Raw genomic sequence first — 19,615 nt, forward strand, 5'->3', positions numbered from 1 at the left:
GTCCTCCCTCAGCAGCGCGCGGACGTGACCGTGTGCCGCAGGAGCAGGGCCGTGGTGACCGGGCCGACCCCGCCGGGGACCGGGGTCAGCCCGGCGGCGCGCCCGGTGACCGAGCCGGCGTCGACGTCGCCGACCAGCCCGCCGTCGGGCGTCGGGTTGGTCCCGACGTCGATGACCACCGCGTCCTCGGCGACGTGCTCGGCGGTGACGAGCTCCGGCCGCCCGACGGCGGCGACGAGCACGTCCGCGGTCCGGGTGACCGCGGCCAGGTCCTTGGTGCGGCTGTGGCAGACGGTCACGGTCGCGTCCCGCTGCAGCAGCAGGTGCGCCGCGGGCTTGCCGACGACGGTGGAGCGCCCGACCACGACCGCGTGCGCGCCGGACAGGGGGATCCCGTGGGAGTCCAGGAGCACGAGCACGGCCTCGGCGGTCGCCGGCGCGAAGGCGGGCAGGCCCGCGGCCAGCCGGCCCAGGGTGAGCGGGTTGGCGCCGTCGACGTCCTTGGCGGGGTCGATCGACGCGGCCAGGTCCTCGAAGACGGCGCCGGCCGGGAGCGGGGTCTGCAGGATGACGCCGTGCACCGCAGGATCTGAGCTGAGCGCGGCCAGCTCGGCGCCGATCCGCTCCGGCGTCGCCGTCTCCCCGAGGTCGACGACCGAGCAGGCGATGCCGGTCCTCTGCGCGGCGCGGGCGATGGAGCGGACGTACCAGGCGCTGGACTCGTCGGCCGTCGCGACGACGACGGCGAGATGGGGCGGTGTCCCGGCGGCGGTCAGGTCCGCGGCCGCGGCGGCGACCTCGGCGCGGATGCCGGCGGCCAGCTCGGTCCCGCTCAGCGTCGCGGTCATCGGACCAGCCCGTCCCGGACGGCGGCGGTGACCTTCTCCGCGCGCAGCACGAGGTCGTCGACGGTGTCGACGGCCGCGGCGAGCTCTCCCCAGGTCGCCGGGTCCTTGATGCCGGCGAGGTTGACCTCGACGTTGACCCGGGCCGTCGTGGCCGCGGCCCGGGCCGCCTCGGCCGCGGCGGCGACGTCGCTGACCACGTTGCGGTTGCCGATCGGGAGCAGCTGCTCGGCCAGGCCCAGCACCTGGTCGGCGACGGCGACGACAACCGCCGGCACCCGGGCCGCCGCGACCAGGGACGTCGCGATGGCCTCGGACCGGGCCGCGGCCTCGTCGGGCGTCACCTTCGGGAGCCGGTAGGCCGCGGTGACCGCGGTGAAGGCCGCGGCGTCCTCCTCGGCCAGACCCAGCGCGTTCTGGCGCAGCCGGTCGGTGGTGCTCGTGATGGTGGCGATCTCCTCGGCGTGGTCGGCGTACTTCGCCGAGTCGCTGTAGCGGGCGACCATCGCCACCAGGGCGGCGGCCTGGGCCGCGTGCAGTGCAGCGGTGGCCCCTCCTCCCGGGGCGGGCACCCTGGCGGCGAGCTGCTCCAGGAACGTCTCGATGGTGTCGGTGCGCATGACGGGTCCTCCGGGGGTGGGGGCGGTCGCGGGCCGGCGGGCGGCCCCGGCAGTGGTCGGGGTCGCCCGCCGATCCGGCGGGAGGGGGTCGGGTGGCCCGCTGCAGGGGCCAGCCGCGAGCGTGGTGACGGGCTGGAACGGCCACCCTTCAGGGGCCCGCCGGCCCCGTCCCGGGTCCCGCCCCGAGCGTGCGAGGGGTGGGGAGGACGGGGTCCTTCGACGAGGCGTGGGGGGAAGGGGCGGCCCCCTGCAGGGGCCCGCCGCGAGCCTGCGAGTGGCGGGGGGCAGGGGGTCCTTAACTCAGCCGCGGAGCCGGGTCATGCCCGGGTCCACGAGCGGCTCGGCGGCGACGGTGGCGGGGATGCGGGTGCCGAAGTACTCGATCTCGACGGCCGTGCCGACGGTCGCCGAGGCCGGCAGCCAGGCGTAGGCGATCGGCCGGCCGACGGTGTGCCCGAAGGCCGCGCTGGTCACGTAGCCGGCCGGTCGGCCGTCGACGAAGACCGGCTCGTGGCCGAGGACGACACTGCGGCCGTCGTCGATCGTCAGGCAGGACAGCCGGCGGCTCACCGTGTCGTCCCCCTTCCCCGCGAGGGCCTGCCGCCCCACGAAGTCGGCCTCCTTCTGCCTGCGGACGGCGAAGCCGAGGCCGGCCTCGTAGGGGTCGTGCTCGGTGGTCATGTCGTGGCCCCAGGCGCGGTAGCCCTTCTCCAGCCGGAGGCTGTTGAAGGCCGCCCGGCCCGCCGCGACGACGCCGAGGTCCTGGCCGGCGCGCCACAGCACGTCCCACAACCGCTGGCCGTTGTCCGCGCTGGTGTAGATCTCCCAGCCGAGCTCGCCGACGTAGGACAGCCGCATCGCCGTGACCGGCACTCCGCCGATCCGGGCCCGCTTGGCGCGGAAGTACTTCAGCCCGTCGTTGGTGAAGTCGTCGGCGCTGACCCGCTGCACCAGGTCGCGGGCGCGCGGACCCCACAGCCCGATGCAGCAGGTGCCCCCGGTGACGTCGCGGACCTGCACGCTGCCGTCGTCCGGCGCCTCGCGCAGCAGGAGGTCGAAGTCGAGGGGCCCGTTGGCGCCGACCTGGAACAGCTGCTCGCCCAGCCGGGCGACGGTGAGGTCGCTGCGGACGCCGCCGGCCTCGTCGAGGGCGAGCGTGTAGGTCACCGCCCCGACGGACTTGTCCATCTCGCCGGTCGTCAGCCGCTGCAGGAGGGCCAGGGCGCCGGGGCCGCTGACCTCGAGCCGCTTGAGCGGCGTCATGTCGTACATCGCCACGGCGGTGCGCGTCTTCCACGCCTCCGCCGCCGCGACCGGCGACCAGAACTGCCCCGCCCACGCGTCGCGCTCCGGCGGCACCCACTCCGTGGGCAGCTCGTCCAACAGGTGCGCGTTGGCCTCGTACCAGTGCGGCCGCTCCCAGCCGGCGCCCTCGAGGAAGACCGCGCCGAGCTCCTGCTGCCGGGTGTGGAAGGGGCTGACCCGCAGGTCGCGCGGGGACAGCCGCGGCTGCAGCGGGTGGAGCACGTCGTAGATCTCGACGAAGTTCTGCTGGGAGGTCTCGCTGACGTACTCCGGCGCGAGCTGGACGTCCTCGAAGCGGTGCACGTCGCAGCCGTGCAGGTCGATCTCGCTGCGCCCGTCGACGAGGAGCTGGGCCACCGCCCGGCCGACCCCGGCCGAGTGGGTCACCCAGACCGCCTCGGCGATCCAGAAGCCGGCCACGTCCCGCGACTCCCCGATCAGCGGGCCGCCGTCCGGGGTGAACGAGAAGACGCCGTTGAAGCCGTTGTCGATCTTCGAGGTGCGCAGCGAGGGCAGCAGCAGCTGGCTCTGCTCCCAGGCCGGGGCGAAGTCCTCCTCGGTGAAGGGCAGCATCGAGGGCATCGACGACTCCCGCACGCCGTCCCCCTGCGGCAGCTCGCGCAGGTCGACCGGCATCGGCCGGTGGGCGTACGAGCCGATGCCCAGGCGGTCGGCGCGCTCCCGGTAGTAGAGGTCCTGGTCCTGGTGGCGCAGGATCGGCAGGCTCGCCTCGCTCAGCTCGTCGTTGCGGCCGACCAGGTCGGGCACCTGGCCGGTCCACACGAACTGGTGAGCCAGCGGCAGCAGCGGCACGTCCATCCCGACCATCGCGCCGAGTTCCTGCCCCCAGAAGCCGGCGCAGGAGACCACGACGTCGGCGGGGATGACGCCGTCCGGGGTCCGGACGCCGCTCACCCGGCCACCGGTCTGCTCGATGCCGGTCACCCGGGTCGAGCCCTGGAAGCGGGCGCCCCTCGCCTCGGCACGGCGGGCCAGCGCGACGACCGCGCGCGCGGCCTTGGCCAGACCGTCGCTGGGGATGTGCAGTCCGCCGAGGATGCGGTCGCGGTCGACCAGCGGGTGCAGCCGCACGCACTCGTCCACGTCGACCACCTGCGACTCGACGCCCCAGGAGGTGGCCCAGCCCTGCTTGCGGTGCAGGTCGGCGAGCCGCTCCGGCGTGGTGGCGACCTCGAGGCCGCCGACCTGGTTGAAGCACCAGGCGCCGTCGACGTCGATGCTCTTGAGCTTCTCGACGGTGTAGCTGGCGAACGCCGTCATGGTCTTGGAGGCGTTGGTCTGGAAGACCAGCCCCGGCGCGTGCGACGTGGAGCCCCCCGTCAGCGGGAGGGGCCCCTGGTCGACCACGGTGACGCGGTCCCAGCCACGGGCGGTCAGCTCGTCGGCCAGGTTGGCCCCGACGATCCCCGCTCCGATGACGACCACACGAGGGGTGGTGGACATTGCTCTGCTCCTGACGTGCCGGTGGATCCGGGGACTGCCGACGGGGTCGGCTAGCTGTCGTGGGTGAACTCGAGGGCCGCGTCGAGCAGCCAGTCGGCCAGGTAGCCGGCGAAGGACGACCGGACGAGGACGACGACGTCGTCGCCGCTGTCGGACAGGGCGAGCAGCACGACGCCGGCCTGGCCGAGCGCCGTCTGCGCGCTGCTCCCCCGCCCGAACACCCGCGGGTGCAGGTCGATCGAGCAGCCCTTGGCCAGGACGTCGCGCACGCGGGCACCGGTCAGCCGGAGACCGATCCGCTGGGCGGAGACGTCGGTCGCGGACCCGCCCAGCGGGAGGACGGCGGTCCGGACCCGGGCCTCCAGCTCCTCCGGCGCCTCGGTGGTGCTGGTGAGCAGCCACTCGTCCGGGCCGAGCCAGACCACCCGCCCCGTGCCGGCCGGCACCCAGGTGTTGGGCGCCGTCGGCAGGTCGACGCCCAGCGCCGCCGACGACTCGGCGCCGACGGGAGCCAGCCGGACGTCGACCATCGCCACGTACGGCTCGGCGGCGATGCCGACGGTGTCGGGCAGCCGCTCGAAGGCGGCGGCCCAGGCCTCGAGGGGGTGGGTGCGCAGCAGCTCAGCCATCGCGACGGGCTCCTTCGGGGTCGACCAGCACCGAGCCGGTGACCTCGACCGGGACGAGGGTGCCGTTGAGGGGGACGTGGACGGTCTCGCCGATGCGCTCCCGGCCGCCCCTGACCAGGGCCAGGGCGAACGGGCGGGCGAGCTCGGCGCTGCGGTAGCTGGAGGTGACGTGGCCGAGCATCGGGACCGGCGGGGGCGGCAGCTGGCCGTCGGCGAGGAACTCGACGATCTGCGAGCCCTCCGGCAGCACGGTCTCCCGGTCCACGGGCAGCAGCCCGACCAGTTGCTTGCGCAGCGGGTTCTGGTTCTCGACGCGGGCGAAGGAGCGCTTGCCGACGAAGTCGGGCTTCTTCTTGGAGACCGCCCACGCCATGCCCAGGTCGTGCGGGCTGACGGTGCCGTCGGTGTCCTGCCCGATGATCGGGTAGCCCTTCTCCGCGCGCAGGACGTGCATGGTCTCCGTGCCGTACGGCGTGATGCCGTACGGGCGGCCGGCCTCGAGCAGCCGCTGCCAGACCGCGATCGCGTACCAGGGGTTGACGTAGACCTCGTAGGCGAGCTCGCCGGAGAAGCTGATCCGGGCCAGCCGGACCGGCACCCCGTCGAGCGTCGTGTCCCGCCAGGTCATGAACGGGAAGGCCTCGTTCGTGACGTCGACGTCGGGGAAGACGGCGCCGATGACGTCGCGGGAGCGGGGACCGACGACCGGGAAGGTGACCCACTGCTCGGTGACCGAGGTGCAGTGCACCCGCAGGTCCGGCCACTCCGTCTGGACCCACTCCTCCATCCAGTCGAGGACCTTCGCCGCGCCGCCGGTGGTGGTGAGGACGAGGAAGCGGTCCTCGGCCAGGCGCAGCACCGTGCCGTCGTCGATGACCATGCCGTCGACGCCGCACATGACCCCGTAGCGGACGGAGCCGACCTTCAGGCTGCTCATCAGGTTCGTGTAGAGCCGGTCCAGGAGGACGGCGGCGTCCGCCCCCTGGACGTCGATCTTGCCGAGGGTGGAGCCGTCGAGGATCCCGACGCCGGTCCGGGCCGCGGCGCACTCCCGCAGGACCGCGGCCGCCATGTCCTCGCCGGGCTGCGGGTAGTGGCGGGGGCGCTTCCACTGACCGACGTCCTCGAAGACCGCGCCGGCCGCCACGTGCCACTCGTGCAGGGCCGTGACCCGCTCGGGGTCGAAGAGCCGGCCGCGGTCGCGGCCGGCCAGGGCGGCGAAGGCGACCGGGGTGTAGGGCGGCCGGAACGTGGTGGTCCCGGTGTCCTGCACCGGGATTCCGAGCAGCTCGGCGGTGATCCCCGAGGTGAGGACGCCGGAGGTCTTGCCCTGGTCGTGCGCCGTCCCGATCGTGGTGTAGCGCTTGACGTGCTCGATGGAGCGCAGGCCGGCGCCGACCGCGCGGGCGATGTCGGCGACCGTCGCGTCGCGCTGCAGGTCGACGAACGAGGTGCTGCCGTCGGCGCCGGAGGTGTCCGGCACCCGCCACAGCACCAGCGGCGCGGCCGGGACGGCGGGCTCCGGGGCGGCGGGCAGCCGGTCCTCCCCCGCCGGCGGGATCGCCAGCGCGGTCAGTGCCGCGCGGGCTCTCCGCTGCCCGTCGGCGAGGCACCCGGGCAGGTCGAGCACGCCGGCGGCGGAGCCGGTGACCGACAGGCCGTCGAGGTCTTCGCCGGGCACGAACGCACCGAGGGCGTCGTCGTAGCGGAGCCGGCCGCGGGCCTGGCTGTACAGGTGCACCGCGGGGTTCCAGCCCCCGCTGACCAGGAGCAGGTCGCAGCCGATCGCGGTGCTGGCCCCGACCTCGCCGTCCGCGAACGGGGCGACGAGTGCGTGCGTGACCCGCTCGACGCCCTGCGTGCCGGTCACGACGGCACCGGACAGGACACGGATGCCGGCGAGCTCGCAGTCCTCGCGGCGCCGCGGGGACCCCTCCGGCCGGGCGTCGACCACCGCCTGCACCTGCACACCCGCGCGGTGCAGGTCGAGGGCGGCGTCGTAGGCGCTGTCGTTGGTCGTGAAGACGACGGCATCGCGGCCGGGCAGCACGCCGTAGCGGTGGAGGAACGTCCGGGCGGCGCCGGCGAGCATGATCCCCGGGCGGTCGTTGTCGGCGAAGACGACCGGGCGCTCGTGCGCCCCCGTCGCGACGACGATCGCGCGGGCCCGGATGCGCCACACCCGCTGGCGGGAGACGTGCTTGGGGGCGGCGGCGCCGAGGTGGTCGGTGCGCCGCTCCAGTGCCAGGACGAAACCGTCGTCGTAGCTGCCGAAGGCGGTGGTCCGCTGCAGGTGCAGCACCTCCGGGGAGGCGGCCAGCTCGGCGACCGCCGCGGCGACCCACTGCAGCGCCGGGGCGTCGTCGAGCCGCTCGGTGCCCGAGAGCAGGGAGCCGCCGGCCTCGGACTGCTCGTCCACCAGGGCGACGCGGGCACCGGCCCGGGCGGCGGTGAGCGCGGCGGCCAGGCCAGCGGGGCCGGCCCCCACGACCAGCACGTCCACGTGGTGGTGGACTGCGTCGTAGCGAGCGGAGTCGGGGACGTCGGCGAGGCGGCCCTGCCCCGGCAGGCCGTGGGCGACCAGTCCGTCGGAGAGCTCGACGGTGCTGGCCAGCAGCATCGGCTCGGGGAAGGGCTCCTCGATCTGCACGAGGCCGCCCGGGTCCTCGGCCCAGGCCGCGGCGATGCCGCGCGGCCGGCCGAGCTTGATGCTGGTGGCGACCTGGTGCCGGCCGTTCGCGAGCAGTGCCGAGGCCAGGGTGTCGCCGGGGTGACCGGTGAGGGTCTGCCCCTCGAAGGTGAACTCGACGGTGGTGGCGCGGTCGATGCGGCCGCCCGAGGGGGTGCGGAAGGGAGTGCTCACGGGGTCACCGGCTTCGGGTCGTCGAGGCGGTACACGCTCTCGAAGCGGTAGGTGGTGGTGTCGCGGATCGCGTTGAACCAGCGGCGGCAGCCGGCGTTGTGGTTCCAGCGCTCGGCGAAGCGGCCCTTGGTGTTGTCGCGGAAGAAGACGTAGTGCGCCCACTCCTCGTCCGAGAGCTCGGCGGGGCTGTCCGGGTAGGGGACGTGGGCCTGGCCGCCGTAGGAGAACTCGACCTCCTCGCGGGGGCCGCACCACGGGCATGCGATGAGTTGCACGGGGACTCCCTGGGTCAGTGGGCCACGGCGGCGGCGCCGTGCTCGTCGACGAGTGCACCGGTGACGAACCGGTCGAGGCTGAACGGCGTCACGAGCGGGTGGGGCTCGTCGTGGGCGATGGTGTGCGCCAGGGCCGAGCCGATGCCGGGCGTGGCCTTGAAGCCGCCGGTGCCCCAGCCGCAGTTGAGGTAGACGTTCTCGTAGGGCGTGCGCCCGACGATCGGCGAGGCGTCGGGGCTGACGTCGACGATGCCGCCCCAGGTGCGCAGCAGGTGCGCTCGCGCGAACACCGGGAAGAGCTCGACGGCGGCGGCCATCTGGCGCTCGATGATGTGGAACGCGCCCCGCTGGCCGTAGCCGTTGTACGAGTCGACGCCGGCGCCCATGACCAGCTCGCCCTTGTGCGCCTGGGAGACGTACACGTGGACGGCGTTGGACATGACCACCGTGGGGTGCACCGGCTCGAGCAGCTCGGAGACCAGCGCCTGCAGCGGGTGGCTCTGGATCGGCACGCGGATGCCGAGCATGTCGGTGAGCACGGAGGTGTTGCCGGCCGCGCAGAGGGCCACGGTGCCCGCGCCGATGGTGCCGCGGGTGGTCTGCACCCCGGTGACCCGGTCGCCGTCGGTGGTGAACCCGGTGACCTCGCAGTCCTGGATGAGGTCGATCCCGGCCTCGTCCGCGCGGCGGGCGAAGCCCCAGGCCACGTAGTCGTGCTTGGCGATGCCGGCGCGGGGCTGATAGGTGGCCCCGAGCACCGGGTAGCGGATGTCGGTCGAGGTGTTGACGACCGGGCAGACCTTGCGGACCTCGTCCGGCTCCAGCCACTCCGCGTCGACGCCGTTGAGCTTGTTGGCCTCGACCCGGCGCACGCTGTCACGGACGTCCTGCAGGGTGTGGGCCAGGTTGAGCACGCCGCGCTGGCTGAACAGGATCGGGTAGCCGAGGTCCTCTTCGAGCCCTTCCCACAGCTTCAGCGCGTGCTCGTAGATGCCCGAGCTCTCGTCCCACAGGTAGTTGGACCGGATGATCGTGGTGTTGCGGGCCATGTTGCCGCCGGCCAGCCAGCCCTTCTCGAGAACGGCGACGTTCGTGATGCCGTGGTTCTTCGCCAGGTAGTGGGCGGTGGCCAGGCCGTGCCCGCCGCCGCCGACGACCACCACGTCGTAGGAGCGCTTCGGCTCCGGGCTCCGCCAGAGGGCGTCCGGGTGCTCCGGTAGGTCCGCGCCGGGGGTGCGTGGGGTGCGGGTGGCGTGGGGGGAACCGAGGCTCATCGGGGGACCTCCGTCAGGTCGGGGTAGAGCGGGTGGCGGTCGGCCAGCCGGGTGACCCGGCCGCGCAGCTCGGCGAGCTGGTCCTCGCCCACCGAGGGCCGCAGCGCGGCGGCGATGACGTCGGCGACCTCGGTGAAGTCCTCGAGGTCGAATCCGCGCGCCGCCAGGGCCGGGGTGCCGATGCGGACCCCGGAGCTGACCATCGGCGGGCGGGGGTCGAAGGGCACCGCGTTGCGGTTGACGGTGATGCCGATCGCGTGCAGCCGGTCCTCGGCCTGCCGGCCGTCCAGCTCCGACTCGCGCAGGTCCACCAGGACGAGGTGGACGTCGGTGCCGCCGCTGACCACGTCGATGCCCGCCGCGCGGGAGTCGGCGGCCAGCAACCGGTCGGCCAGGATCCGGGCGCCGGCGAGGGTCCGCTCCTGGCGCTCGCGGAAGGCCGGCTCCGCGGCCAGCTTGAAGGCCACCGCCTTGGCCGCGATCACGTGCTCCAGGGGCCCGCCCTGCTGGCCGGGGAAGACCGACGAGTTGAACTTCTTCGCGAGGTCGGCCGTGGCCAGGATGACCCCGCCGCGCGGCCCGCCCAGGGTCTTGTGCGTGGTCGAGGTGACCACGTGCGCGTGCGGCACCGGGGAGGGGTGCAGCCCGGCGGCGACGAGGCCGGCGAAGTGCGCCATGTCGACCATCAGGTAGGCACCGACCTCGTCGGCGATCCGGCGGAACTCGGCGAAGTCCAGGTGGCGGGGGTAGGCCGACCAGCCGGCCACGATGAGCTTGGGCCGCCGCTCCCGAGCCAGCTCCGCCACCTCGGCCATGTCGACCCGGTGGTCCTCGCGGCCCACGTGGTACGCGGCCACGTCGTAGAGCTTCCCGGAGAAGTTGAGCCTCATCCCGTGGGTCAGGTGACCGCCGTGGGCCAGGTCCAGCCCCAGGATGGTGTCGCCGGGCTCCAGCAGGGCAGACATCGCCGCGGCGTTGGCCTGGGCACCCGAGTGCGGCTGCACGTTGGCGTACTCCGCGCCGAACAGCGCCTTCAGCCGGTCGATGGCCAGCTGCTCGATGACGTCCACGTGCTCGCAGCCGCCGTAGTACCGCCGGCCGGGGTAGCCCTCGGCGTACTTGTTGGTCAGCACCGAGCCCTGGGCCTGCATGACGGCCACCGGGGCGAAGTTCTCGCTGGCGATCATCTCCAGCGTGGTCTGCTGCCGGGACAGCTCGGCGGCGATCGCCTCGGAGACCTCCGGGTCGGTGTCCGCCAGGGACCGGTCGAGGACGGGGTTCGCGACGGCCGAGGCCGGTCGAGCCTCGTCAACCTGGACGACCATGCCGGGCGCTCCTTCTGTTGGTGCCGAGGACTGGTATATCAGTCGTGCAACACCGTAGGGTGACGATCGAACGCGGTCAAGGGGGTGCCAGGAGAGAACCTCCCGGACCCCACCGCCGGCCCCGTTGCGGGTCCCACCCCGAGCGTGCGAAGGGTGGGGGAACCGCCGAGAGCAGCGACCACCGCGTCCGGTCCGCACATCTGCGAGAGGAGATCCACCGTCATGGCCAACGAGGTGAAGGGCGTCGTCGCCCGCAGCAAGGGAGCCCCGGTGACCGTCGAGACGATCGTCGTGCCCGACCCCGGCCCGGGTGAGGCGGTGGTCGACGTGCAGGCCTGCGGGGTGTGCGCCACCGACCTGCACTACCGCGAGGGCAACATCACCGACACCTACCCGTTCCTGCTCGGCCACGAGGCCGCCGGCACGGTGTCCGCCGTCGGCGCGGGCGTCACCAATGTCGCCGTCGGCGACTACGTGATCCTGAACTGGCGGGCGGTCTGCGGGCAGTGCCGCGCCTGCCGCAAGGGCGAGCCGCAGTACTGCTTCGCCACCCACAACGCCGCCCAGCAGATGACGCTCACCGACGGCACCGCGCTGTCGGCGGCGCTGGGCATCGGCGCGTTCGCCGAGAAGACCCTGGTGCACTCCGGGCAGTGCACCAAGGTCGACCCCGCCGCCCCGGCCACCGCCGCCGGGCTGCTGGGCTGCGGGGTGATGGCCGGCGTCGGCGCGGCGCTCAACACCGGCGGCGTGCGCCGCGGGGAGTCGGTGGCGGTGTTCGGCTGCGGCGGCGTCGGCGACGCCGCGATCGCCGGCGCGAAGCTGGCCGGCGCGACCACGATCGTCGCGGTCGACGTCGAGGACCGGAAGCTGGCGTGGGCCAAGCGGTTCGGCGCCACGCACACCGTCAACTCCCGGGAGACCGACGCGGTGGCCGCGGTCCAGGCCGCCACCGGCGGGTTCGGCGCGGACGTGACCATCGACGCGGTGGGGCACCCGGCGGTGTTCGAGCAGGCCTTCCACGCCCGCGACCTGGCCGGCCGGGTGGTGCTGGTCGGCGTCCCCAGCCCGGACATGCAGATCACCCTGCCGCTGCTGGAGGTGTTCGGCCGGGGAGGGGCGATCAAGTCCTCCTGGTACGGGGACTGCCTGCCCTCCCGGGACTTCCCGATGCTGGTCGACCTCTACCGGCAGGGCCGCTTCCCGCTCGAGGACTTCGTCACCGAGGCCATCGGCCTGGACGACGTCGAGGAGGCCTTCGACAACCTGCGCCGCGGCGAGGTCCTGCGCTCGGTCGTGGTGTTGGACAAGTGAGCGGCCTGGTGAGCTCACCGGTGGGGACGGCAGCGCCGCTCGCGGGCCCGACGAGCACCCGGCGAGGTGGACGCACGAGCGCCCGCATCGACAAGACCGTGGTCTCGGGCGTGTTCAGCCTCGACGGGCAGGACTTCGACGTCGACAACAACGTCTGGCTGGTCGGCGACGACGACGAGGTGCTCGTCATCGACGCCCCGCACGACGCCGCCCCCATCCTCGACGCGATCGGCGGCCGCCGGGTCACCGCGATCGTGCTCACCCACGGCCACAACGACCACATCACCGCCGCCGTGGCGCTGCGCGAGGCCACCGGCGCACCGATCTGGTTCCACCCCGCCGACCTCATGCTCTGGGAGACCGTCCACCCGGGGGCGTTGCCCGACCACGCCGTCGGCCACTGCACCCGGTTCTCCGTGGCGGGGACGTTCCTGCTCTCGATGCACACCCCGGGTCACAGCCCGGGCAGCACCTCCCTCTACGCGCGTGACCTGGAGACGGTCTTCACCGGGGACACGCTGTTCTGCGGCGGTCCCGGGGCCACGGGCCGGTCCCACAGCGACGAGCCGACCATCCTGCACTCGATCCGGTCGTGCCTGCTGACCCTGCCCGGGGACACGGTCGTCAAGACCGGCCACGGCGTGGACACGACCATCGCCGCGGAGGCGAGCCGTGTCCCTTGAGGTCCCGGACGCGACCCGCGCGCCGATGGGCACGGGCCCGCCGCCGGCCGATCGCCGGCCGGCGTGGCGACGGTCCCGGGGCGCGCTGGAGCGCGCGCTGCGGGATGCGAGCTACGAGGTCCTGCCGCTGCGGGGTGCCGAGGCGTCGGTCGTCGAGCACGTCCCCCGGACCGTGCCCCTCAGCGTGACGGTGACCGAGGCCAAGGGCCTGACACCCACGTTGGAGCTGGCGGAGCGGTTGTCCCGCCACGGGTTTACGGTCACCCCCCACATCGCGGCCCGGCTGGTCCACGACGCCTCGCACCTAGCCGACGTCGTCGCCCGCCTCCACGCCGCGCACGTGGACAGCGTGTTCGTCGTCGGCGGCGACGCCGCCGAGCCCGCGGGGGCGTTCCCCGACGCCCTCGGCCTGCTGGAGGCACTGGAGACCGTCGGCCACCGCTTCCGGCACGTCGGGATCGGCGGCTATCCCGAGGGGCACGGGCACATCAGCCCGGAGCTGATTGAACGCGCCCTCGAGCGGAAGGCCCCGCACGCCACCCACGTCATCACCCAGCTGTGCTTCCACCCCGCGACGACGACGGCCTGGGCGCGGCAGGTCAGGCAGCGGGGCGTAGACCTGCCGATCCGGGTCGGGCTGCCCGGCGCGGTGACGCGCCAGAAGCTGGTGCGCATCTCGGCGGGGCTCGGGCTGGGTCAGTCGGCCCGCTTCCTGCTGAAACAGCACAGCATGTTCTGGCGCTTCTTCCTGCCCCACGGCTACCGGCCCGACCGCCTCGTGGACGGTCTCGCGCCCACCCTCGGCCGGCCCGAGCACCACCTGCAGGGCTTCCACTTCTTCACGTTCAACGAGGTGGCGCGGACGGAGGCGTGGCGGCAGGAGTGGCTGGCCCGGCTGTCCGACGCGGGCACCGGGTAACGGGGTACGCAGCCGGCGGGAGATCGGCCGGACGACCGGGGGGACGACATGGGCGGGGCCGATCTGCAGTACGGGGGCGTCACGCTCCTCACCTCGGCGGAGGGCGGGCGCTACCCGGCCGCCAACTCGTTGCTCGTCAGCGGGACGGAGGGCACCGTCCTGGTCGACCCGTCCCTCGAGGTCGGCCGGCGCGGTCGACTACCCGCCGACGTCAGGCTGGTCGCCCTCACCCATGCCCACGAGGACCACGTCGCGGGGCTGCACGTGTTCCCGGAGGTGCCGGTCGTCGCCCACCCGGCGGAGGTCGCCGCCGTCCGCGACCCCGAGAGGCTCCTCGCAGGGTTCGGCCTGGCGGCTGCCGAGGCGGACGTCGTCCGCCGGCAGCTGCACGAGACCTTCGGCCTGACCGGTCACGAGCGGGTGGGCACCGTCGAGGACGGCGCGGTGCTCGACCTGGGGCGGCGGTCCGTGACGGTGGTCCACCTGCCCGGACACACCGCCGGCCACTGCGGCCTCCTGGTCGAGCCCGACGGGTTCCTGTTCCTCGGGGACATCGACCTGACGTCCTTCGGCCCCTACTACGGCGACCTCTCCAGCAGCCTGGACGACCTCCTCACGTCGATCGGACGGCTCCGCGACGTGGCGGCCCGCTGGTACGGCACCTCGCACCAGGTCGGCGTGCTCGACGACCGGAAGACCTTCCTCGCTGCCCTGGACCGCTTCGCCGCGGTCGTCGACCGCCGGGACGAGACGCTGCTGCAGCTGCTGCGGCAGCCACGGACGCTGGCCGATGTCGTCGCCCACCGGCTGGTGTACCGGCCGCACGTCCGGTTGCCGTTCGTCGAGGCCGTCGAACGCCGGACCGCTCTGCTGCACCTCGAACGACTCGCACGCCACGGCCTGGTCGCCCCCGCCGACGGCGGCTACGTCGCCGTCTGACCGGGACGGCCCAGGTCGCGCGTCCCGCCCCACCACGGACGCATGGGTGCGCCGCCGTCCAGGGCACCGCCCCGAGCCTGCGAGCGGTGGGGGGCAGGGGGGTCCTTCGTCAGTCCGACAGACGCTGGGTCAGCCAGTGGTGGAACTCGCCGATGTGGTGCTCGGACGGGACGAGGACACCGCCGTTCGCGTAGGCCCGGGACGACATGGCCGGCTGGGTCCGCTCGCAGGCCTCGAAGTCCTGCTCGTTGACCCGGTGGAACAGCTCCACCGACCGGGACACGTCCTTCCCGGACTCCACCACCTCGCGGGTGTAGAGCCAGTCGCACTCCACGATCGTCCGGTCGACCGACACCGGGAACATGCGGTGGAAGATCACGTGGTCGGGCACCAGGTTGACGAAGACCGTCGGCCGGACGGTGATGGCGTAGTAGCGGCGGTCGTGGTCCTCGTCGACGCCGGGGAGCTTGTCGAAGCCCTCGCTGCCGTCGACGGTGAAACCCTGGACGTCCTCACCGAACTCCGCGCCGTGCCCGACGAAGAACTGCGCGGCGTACCCGTCGGCGAACTCCGGGAGCACCTCGGTGAGCTCGGGGTGGATCGTCGCGCAGTGGTAGCACTCCATGAAGTTCTCGATGATGAGCTTCCAGTTGGCCTGCACGTCGTAGGTGATGCGGCGGCCCACCGTGAGCGAGTCCAGCTCGTAGTCGTCGATGGAGTCCAGGCTCCCGAGGCGGTCGGCGATGGCGCCCATGACGTCGTCCTCGAAGGACGGGGGCTCATCGGCCAGGGAGACCCAGGCGTACCCGAGCCACTCGCGCAGGTGCACCGGCACCAGGCCGTACTGCACCCGGTCGATGTCGGGCATCTTGGTCAGGTTCGGGGCCGCGACCAGCTTGCCCGAGAGGTCGTAGGTCCAGGCGTGGTACGGGCACTGGAAGGCCCGCTTGACCTCACCGGAGTCGTCGGTGCAGATCTGCGCGCCGCGGTGCCGGCAGATGTTGAGGAAGGCCCGCAGCTGGCCGTCGCGGCCGCGGACGACCAGCACGCTCTCGCGGCCGACCTGGACCTTCCGGAACTTCCCGGGCGTCGGCAGGTCGGCCGACCGCACCGCGCAGAACCACATGGTCTCGAAGACCCGGGTCTGCTCGAGGGCGAAGATGGCCGGGTCTGTGTAGTACTGGCCCGGCAGCGTGGAGATGAGGCTCGCGGGCAGGTCGGTGGTGGTCATACGGCACCTCGGGGGTTCCATCCGGCGCTGAGGAGGGACACGCCGGGAATCGGGCAACGCGGCTCTGTGTCGACCACGGTCGTCGTCCGCCGACAGGCTCAGGACGACCGAGGTGTTGCACATTACACAGCGCGTCGCGCTCTACGCAACAGTTTCCCGTCGACCGCCGCCCTCAGCCGTGGGAGGAGCGCCGGCCCGGACGCGACACCGTCGCGACCCGCACCGCGACCACGCGATGGCGCGGCGCCCGGACGACGGGGCGATGTGTGCACTGAGCGCGCTCCCGACGGCGTCCTGTCCGCGCTGTGTGCACACGTCGCGGAGGAGGGAGGCGTAGCGAGGTCGGCGCGACGGCGGGACACCCGCCGGGTCGGCCGGGGTCAGCCGAAGAAGCCCAGCCGCCGGCTCATCTCCTCGGCGCCCGCCACCACCCGCCGGGCGAGCCTCGGGAACTCCTCGGTCCCCATGCGGAACGACGGCCCCGAGACACTGAGCGCCGCGACCACGTCCCCGTCCGCGCCCCGGACGGGCGCGGCGACGGCGTTGAGCCCCACCTCGTACTCCTCGGCGGTGGCACCCCAGCCCTGCTCGACGATCAGGTCGAGGTGCTGCTGCAGCACCTCCGGATCGGTGATCGTCCCGGCGGTGTAGCGCGGGAGGTCGTGGGAGAGCACGCCCTTGCGGACGGCGTCGGGCGCGTGGGCCAGGAGCACCTTGCCGCTCGAGGTGGCGTGCAGGGGGGTGCTCTGCCCCACCCAGTTGTGGGTGCTGAGCGCCGCCGGCCCACGGGCCTGGCTGACGTTCACCGCACGGTCGCTGTCGAGGATGGCGATGTTGACCGTCTCCTCCAGATCGGCGGCCAGCGCCTCGCAGACCCGGCGTCCCTCCCGGGCGATGTCGAGCTGCGCGGCGGCGGCACCCGCCAGGCGCACGACGCCGAAGCCCAGCCGGTACTTGCCCCGGTCGGCCAGCTGCTCGACGAAGCCCCGGCTCTCCAGCACGGCGACCAGCCGGAAGGCCGTGGACTTGTGCACCCCCAGCTCGGCCGCCACCTCCGTGACGCCGGCCTCACCGTGCGCCGCGAGGATCTCGAGGACGCTCAGCGCCCGGTCCACGGACTGGACCGCAGCGACCGAGCTCCGCTCCCCGTTCCCACTCTGCGGCCCGCTCATGACCTCAGCGTAGGTGGCCGACCGCGCGGACCGGGCCGCCGCTCTTGACGCCACCGCGGCACCCCGTCATGCTTGTTGCGCTATCGGCACATAGTTGCGGAAGACGCAACGCCAGTCAGCCAGGAGCGCCCATGATCCCGGTCTGTCCCACGACCGCGCTGCCGCCCGGCGAGGCGACCCGAGTCGAGGCCGACGAGCCCATCGCGGTCTTCAACGTCGACGGCGAGTTCTACGCGATCGACGACACGTGCACCCACCAGGACGCCTCACTGGCCGACGGCTGGCTCGACGGCTGCGCGGTGGAGTGCCCCCTGCACGCCTCGTGCTTCGACCTGCGGACCGGGAAGGTCTCCGGCCCGCCGGCCAAGACCCCGGTCCGCACGCACCGGGTCGTCGTCCAGGACGGCATGGTGTACGTGCAGGCGGGGACCACCGCGGAGGACGTCGCGTGACCTCCACGATCGCCGTCGTCGGGGCCTCCCTGGCCGGCCTCTCCGCTGCACGCGCGCTCCGCGACCAGTCCTACGACGGCCGCATCGTCGTCATCGGCGACGAGGTGCACGCCCCCTATGACCGCCCGCCGCTGTCCAAGGACTTCCTGGCCGGCACGGCCTCGCTGGAGGACATCGCCCTGGGCGCGCCCGACGACGAGGACCTCGGCCTGGAGTGGCGGCTGGGCACCACGGCGGTCGGCCTGGAGCACCTCAGCCGCTCCGTGCAGTTGAGCGACGGCAGCGAGGTCCGGGCCGACGGCGTCGTCCTCGCCACGGGCGCCCGGGCCCGGCGCCTCCCCGGCAGCGAGGGGCTCGACGGCGTCCACGTGCTGCGGTCCCTGGACGACGCGGTCGCGCTGCGGGAGGACCTGGCCGCCGCCGGACGTCTCGTGGTGATCGGCGCCGGCTTCATCGGGGCGGAGGTGGCCGCCACGGCCCGGAAGCTCGGGTTGGAGGTCACCGTCGTCGAGACCCAGCCCGTCCCGCTCGCCGGCCCGCTGGGTGCCGACATGGGCGCGGTCTGCGCCGGGTTGCACGCCGACCACGGCACCCGGCTGCTGACCGGGACCGGGGTCGCCCGGCTCGTCGGCACCGGCAGGGTCGAGGCCGTCGAGCTGACCGACGGCACGCGGCTGTCCGCCGACGTGGTGGTCGTGGGCATCGGCGCCACGCCCAACATCGAGTGGCTGGCCCACTCGGGCGTGGCCCTCGGCAACGGCGTCCTCACCGACGCGCGCGGCGCCACCAACACCCCGGGCGTCGTCGCGGTCGGCGACTGCGCCGCGGCGTGGTCGGCCGCCGCCGAGCGGCACGTCCGCATCGAGCACTGGACCAACGCGCTCGAGCAGCCGGCCACCGCGGTCGCCACCCTCGTGGGCGCCGGGGGTCCGGTGCCGACGCCCGTGCCCTACTTCTGGTCCGACCAGTACGGGGCCCGCATCCAGTTCGCGGGATCGCGCCGCGAGGGCGACGTGGCCCGCGTGGTGGAGGGCAGCTGCGACGACCGCAGCTTCCTGGTGGTCTACGAGCGCGACGGACAGCCCGTCGCCGTCCTCGGCATGAACCAGCCCCGGCTGTTCACCCGCTGGCGCCGCCAGTTGCGGGCGGCCGTGCCGACCGCGTCCTGACCGCCGGCCGGCCCCGACCGCCGCGGCGGGACCGCCTGGCGCCCCGCTCCCCCGCTCTCGGACCGCCGTCGCCCTGCTGACGGCGGTCCGCCCCGGCCACCGAGCCCTGCCCGCCACAGCCAGACGTGCGCGGGCAGGGCTCGCTGCGGTGGCCCACCGGCACCGGCCACCCAGGGCAGTGCGCCGCTCCCCCGCGCCCCCCGGCGAACGGCCGCGGGGACCCCGGCCTCGGTGTCCGCGCCCCCACGGCTGGGCCGTCCGGCGTGCAGGCTGTGCGGCGCCGCTCGCGAGCGCAAGAGTCGGTCCGGCGGCATCCCGGGACCCGCCGGTGCGCGAGGAGACGCGCTCGTCCGGACTGCGGGTGTCTCCCGAGTGCCACGGCAGGGGCCGTGTCCGCACCGCGTCGCCGACCCGGTCGCGCTCCCAGCCGGCTGGCTGCCCACCCGCGGACCGCCGCCCGGTCGCCCATCCCCGCAGGGCCACGGAGGACCACGACCCCGCCGCGTGCCCGTGCCCTCTCGGGACGGCCGACCGCGCGATCCCCCGACGTCCGTCTGTCGGACACCGCGCGGCACCGCGACCGGGAAGGGCCGGCCCCACCGCCGGTGACGTCCCGCCCGGTGGTGTAGCTCGCGGCCGTGAGGATGTTCTGCGGGGTGGACTATGACGCCATCAGTGCCGGCTGCGCCACCTCCTCAGCTGACTGGGTCGGTCGGTCGAGGAGGGCCATCGAGCCTTCGGAGAGGTAGCGGCGGTCGGAGGCCTGCCATTCGTCGTGCGCCTCGACCAGCACCGCCCCCGCGAGGCGGAGCAGCGCGTCGGGGTTGGGGAAGACGCCGACGACGTCGGTGCGGCGCTTGATCTCCTTGTTCAGCCGCTCCAGGGGATTGGTCGACCAGATCTTCTTCCAGTGGCCGTTCGGGAACGCGGTGAAGGCCAGCAAGTCGTCCTCGGCGTCGCGCAGCATGGCCTCGACCTGCGGGAACTGGCGGCCGAGCATCCCGGCGATGACGTCGAGCTGGGCATGCACGTGCTCGGCGTCGGGCTGGGCGAAGATCGTCCGGATCGCGGCGGCGACCATCTCGGCGTTGCCCTTCGGGACGCGGGCGAGCACGTTGCGCATGAAGTGGGCCTGT

The 19,615-nt window shown here is 73.8% G+C and carries 17 protein-coding genes; 6 read left to right on the plus strand and 11 right to left on the minus strand.

Annotation, left to right across the window (positions count from 1 at the left end):
* Nucleotides 1-8: 8 nt before the first annotated feature.
* The 8 genes from BLW63_RS24605 to glyA all read right to left on the minus strand — a co-directional run bounded on the left by BLW63_RS24605 (nt 9) and on the right by glyA (nt 10,600).
* Nucleotides 9-848 (minus strand): bifunctional 5,10-methylenetetrahydrofolate dehydrogenase/5,10-methenyltetrahydrofolate cyclohydrolase, encoded by an 840-nt coding sequence (locus BLW63_RS24605; RefSeq protein ID WP_091162105.1) that lies wholly within the window; start codon nt 846-848, stop codon nt 9-11.
* Entirely contained in the window at nt 845-1,465 is a 621-nt protein-coding gene (locus tag BLW63_RS24610; protein WP_091162107.1) for a cyclodeaminase/cyclohydrolase family protein, read from the minus strand. The genes BLW63_RS24605 and BLW63_RS24610 overlap by 4 nt, the downstream gene beginning before the upstream one ends.
* Before the next feature lie 300 nt (nt 1,466-1,765).
* Complete coding sequence (locus tag BLW63_RS24615; RefSeq protein WP_091162109.1) at nt 1,766-4,234, minus strand: GcvT family protein; 2,469 nt, start codon at nt 4,232-4,234, stop codon at nt 1,766-1,768.
* Between the two features lie 50 nt (nt 4,235-4,284).
* On the minus strand, nt 4,285-4,863 hold the full coding sequence (locus BLW63_RS24620) for a sarcosine oxidase subunit gamma (protein ID WP_091162111.1): 579 nt from the start codon (nt 4,861-4,863) through the stop codon (nt 4,285-4,287).
* On the minus strand, nt 4,856-7,726 hold the full coding sequence (locus BLW63_RS24625; protein WP_091162114.1) for a 2Fe-2S iron-sulfur cluster-binding protein: 2,871 nt from the start codon (nt 7,724-7,726) through the stop codon (nt 4,856-4,858). The genes BLW63_RS24620 and BLW63_RS24625 overlap by 8 nt, the downstream gene beginning before the upstream one ends.
* The gene (locus BLW63_RS24630; RefSeq protein WP_091162116.1) at nt 7,723-8,001 is read right to left on the minus strand and encodes a sarcosine oxidase subunit delta; all 279 of its coding nucleotides are present in this window, start codon (nt 7,999-8,001) and stop codon (nt 7,723-7,725) included. The genes BLW63_RS24625 and BLW63_RS24630 overlap by 4 nt, the downstream gene beginning before the upstream one ends.
* Before the next feature lie 14 nt (nt 8,002-8,015).
* On the minus strand, nt 8,016-9,275 hold the full coding sequence (locus BLW63_RS24635) for a sarcosine oxidase subunit beta family protein (protein WP_091162117.1): 1,260 nt from the start codon (nt 9,273-9,275) through the stop codon (nt 8,016-8,018).
* Entirely contained in the window at nt 9,272-10,600 is a 1,329-nt protein-coding gene (gene glyA, locus BLW63_RS24640; protein ID WP_091162119.1) for a serine hydroxymethyltransferase, read from the minus strand. The genes BLW63_RS24635 and glyA overlap by 4 nt, the downstream gene beginning before the upstream one ends.
* Nucleotides 10,601-10,822: 222 nt before the next feature.
* Here glyA and BLW63_RS24645 point away from each other — a divergent pair, with 222 nt between their 5' ends.
* From BLW63_RS24645 to BLW63_RS24660, 4 genes are read left to right on the plus strand one after another with little or no spacing between them, the layout of a single operon-like run.
* Entirely contained in the window at nt 10,823-11,914 is a 1,092-nt protein-coding gene (locus BLW63_RS24645; RefSeq protein WP_091162120.1) for an S-(hydroxymethyl)mycothiol dehydrogenase, read from the plus strand.
* 8 nt (nt 11,915-11,922) lie between these two features.
* Nucleotides 11,923-12,597, plus strand: a complete 675-nt coding sequence (locus BLW63_RS24650; RefSeq protein WP_425284260.1) for an MBL fold metallo-hydrolase — start codon at nt 11,923-11,925, stop codon at nt 12,595-12,597.
* Complete coding sequence (locus BLW63_RS24655; RefSeq protein WP_091162122.1) at nt 12,587-13,516, plus strand: methylenetetrahydrofolate reductase; 930 nt, start codon at nt 12,587-12,589, stop codon at nt 13,514-13,516. The genes BLW63_RS24650 and BLW63_RS24655 overlap by 11 nt, the downstream gene beginning before the upstream one ends.
* A gap of 48 nt (nt 13,517-13,564) precedes the next feature.
* Nucleotides 13,565-14,455, plus strand: a complete 891-nt coding sequence (locus tag BLW63_RS24660) for an MBL fold metallo-hydrolase (RefSeq protein ID WP_091162124.1) — start codon at nt 13,565-13,567, stop codon at nt 14,453-14,455.
* Nucleotides 14,456-14,564: 109 nt separating this feature from the next.
* Here BLW63_RS24660 and BLW63_RS24665 read toward each other — a convergent pair whose 3' ends face one another.
* Both BLW63_RS24665 and BLW63_RS24670 read right to left on the minus strand, forming a co-directional pair.
* Nucleotides 14,565-15,686 carry an aromatic ring-hydroxylating oxygenase subunit alpha gene (locus tag BLW63_RS24665; protein WP_091162127.1) on the minus strand — a complete coding sequence of 374 codons (1,122 nt, stop codon included), beginning with the start codon at nt 15,684-15,686 and terminating at the stop codon, nt 14,565-14,567.
* 380 nt (nt 15,687-16,066) lie between these two features.
* A complete protein-coding gene (locus tag BLW63_RS24670; protein ID WP_091162128.1) occupies nt 16,067-16,858 on the minus strand; it encodes an IclR family transcriptional regulator in 792 nt (263 codons plus the stop codon).
* Nucleotides 16,859-16,989: 131 nt separating this feature from the next.
* Here BLW63_RS24670 and BLW63_RS24675 point away from each other — a divergent pair, with 131 nt between their 5' ends.
* Entirely contained in the window at nt 16,990-17,310 is a 321-nt protein-coding gene (locus BLW63_RS24675) for a bifunctional 3-phenylpropionate/cinnamic acid dioxygenase ferredoxin subunit (protein ID WP_091162130.1), read from the plus strand.
* Nucleotides 17,307-18,479, plus strand: a complete 1,173-nt coding sequence (locus BLW63_RS24680) for an NAD(P)/FAD-dependent oxidoreductase (protein ID WP_091162132.1) — start codon at nt 17,307-17,309, stop codon at nt 18,477-18,479. The genes BLW63_RS24675 and BLW63_RS24680 overlap by 4 nt, the downstream gene beginning before the upstream one ends.
* 661 nt (nt 18,480-19,140) lie before the next feature.
* Here the strand turns inward: BLW63_RS24680 and BLW63_RS24685 are convergent.
* Nucleotides 19,141-19,615, minus strand: a 475-nt coding sequence (locus BLW63_RS24685) for a transposase (RefSeq protein ID WP_170856959.1), incomplete at its 5' end; no start/stop codon positions are given.

Origin of the sequence: Geodermatophilus africanus, assembly GCF_900107105.1 — a bacterium.
In the GTDB taxonomy this organism is placed as follows: Bacteria; Actinomycetota; Actinomycetes; order Mycobacteriales; family Geodermatophilaceae; genus Geodermatophilus; species Geodermatophilus africanus.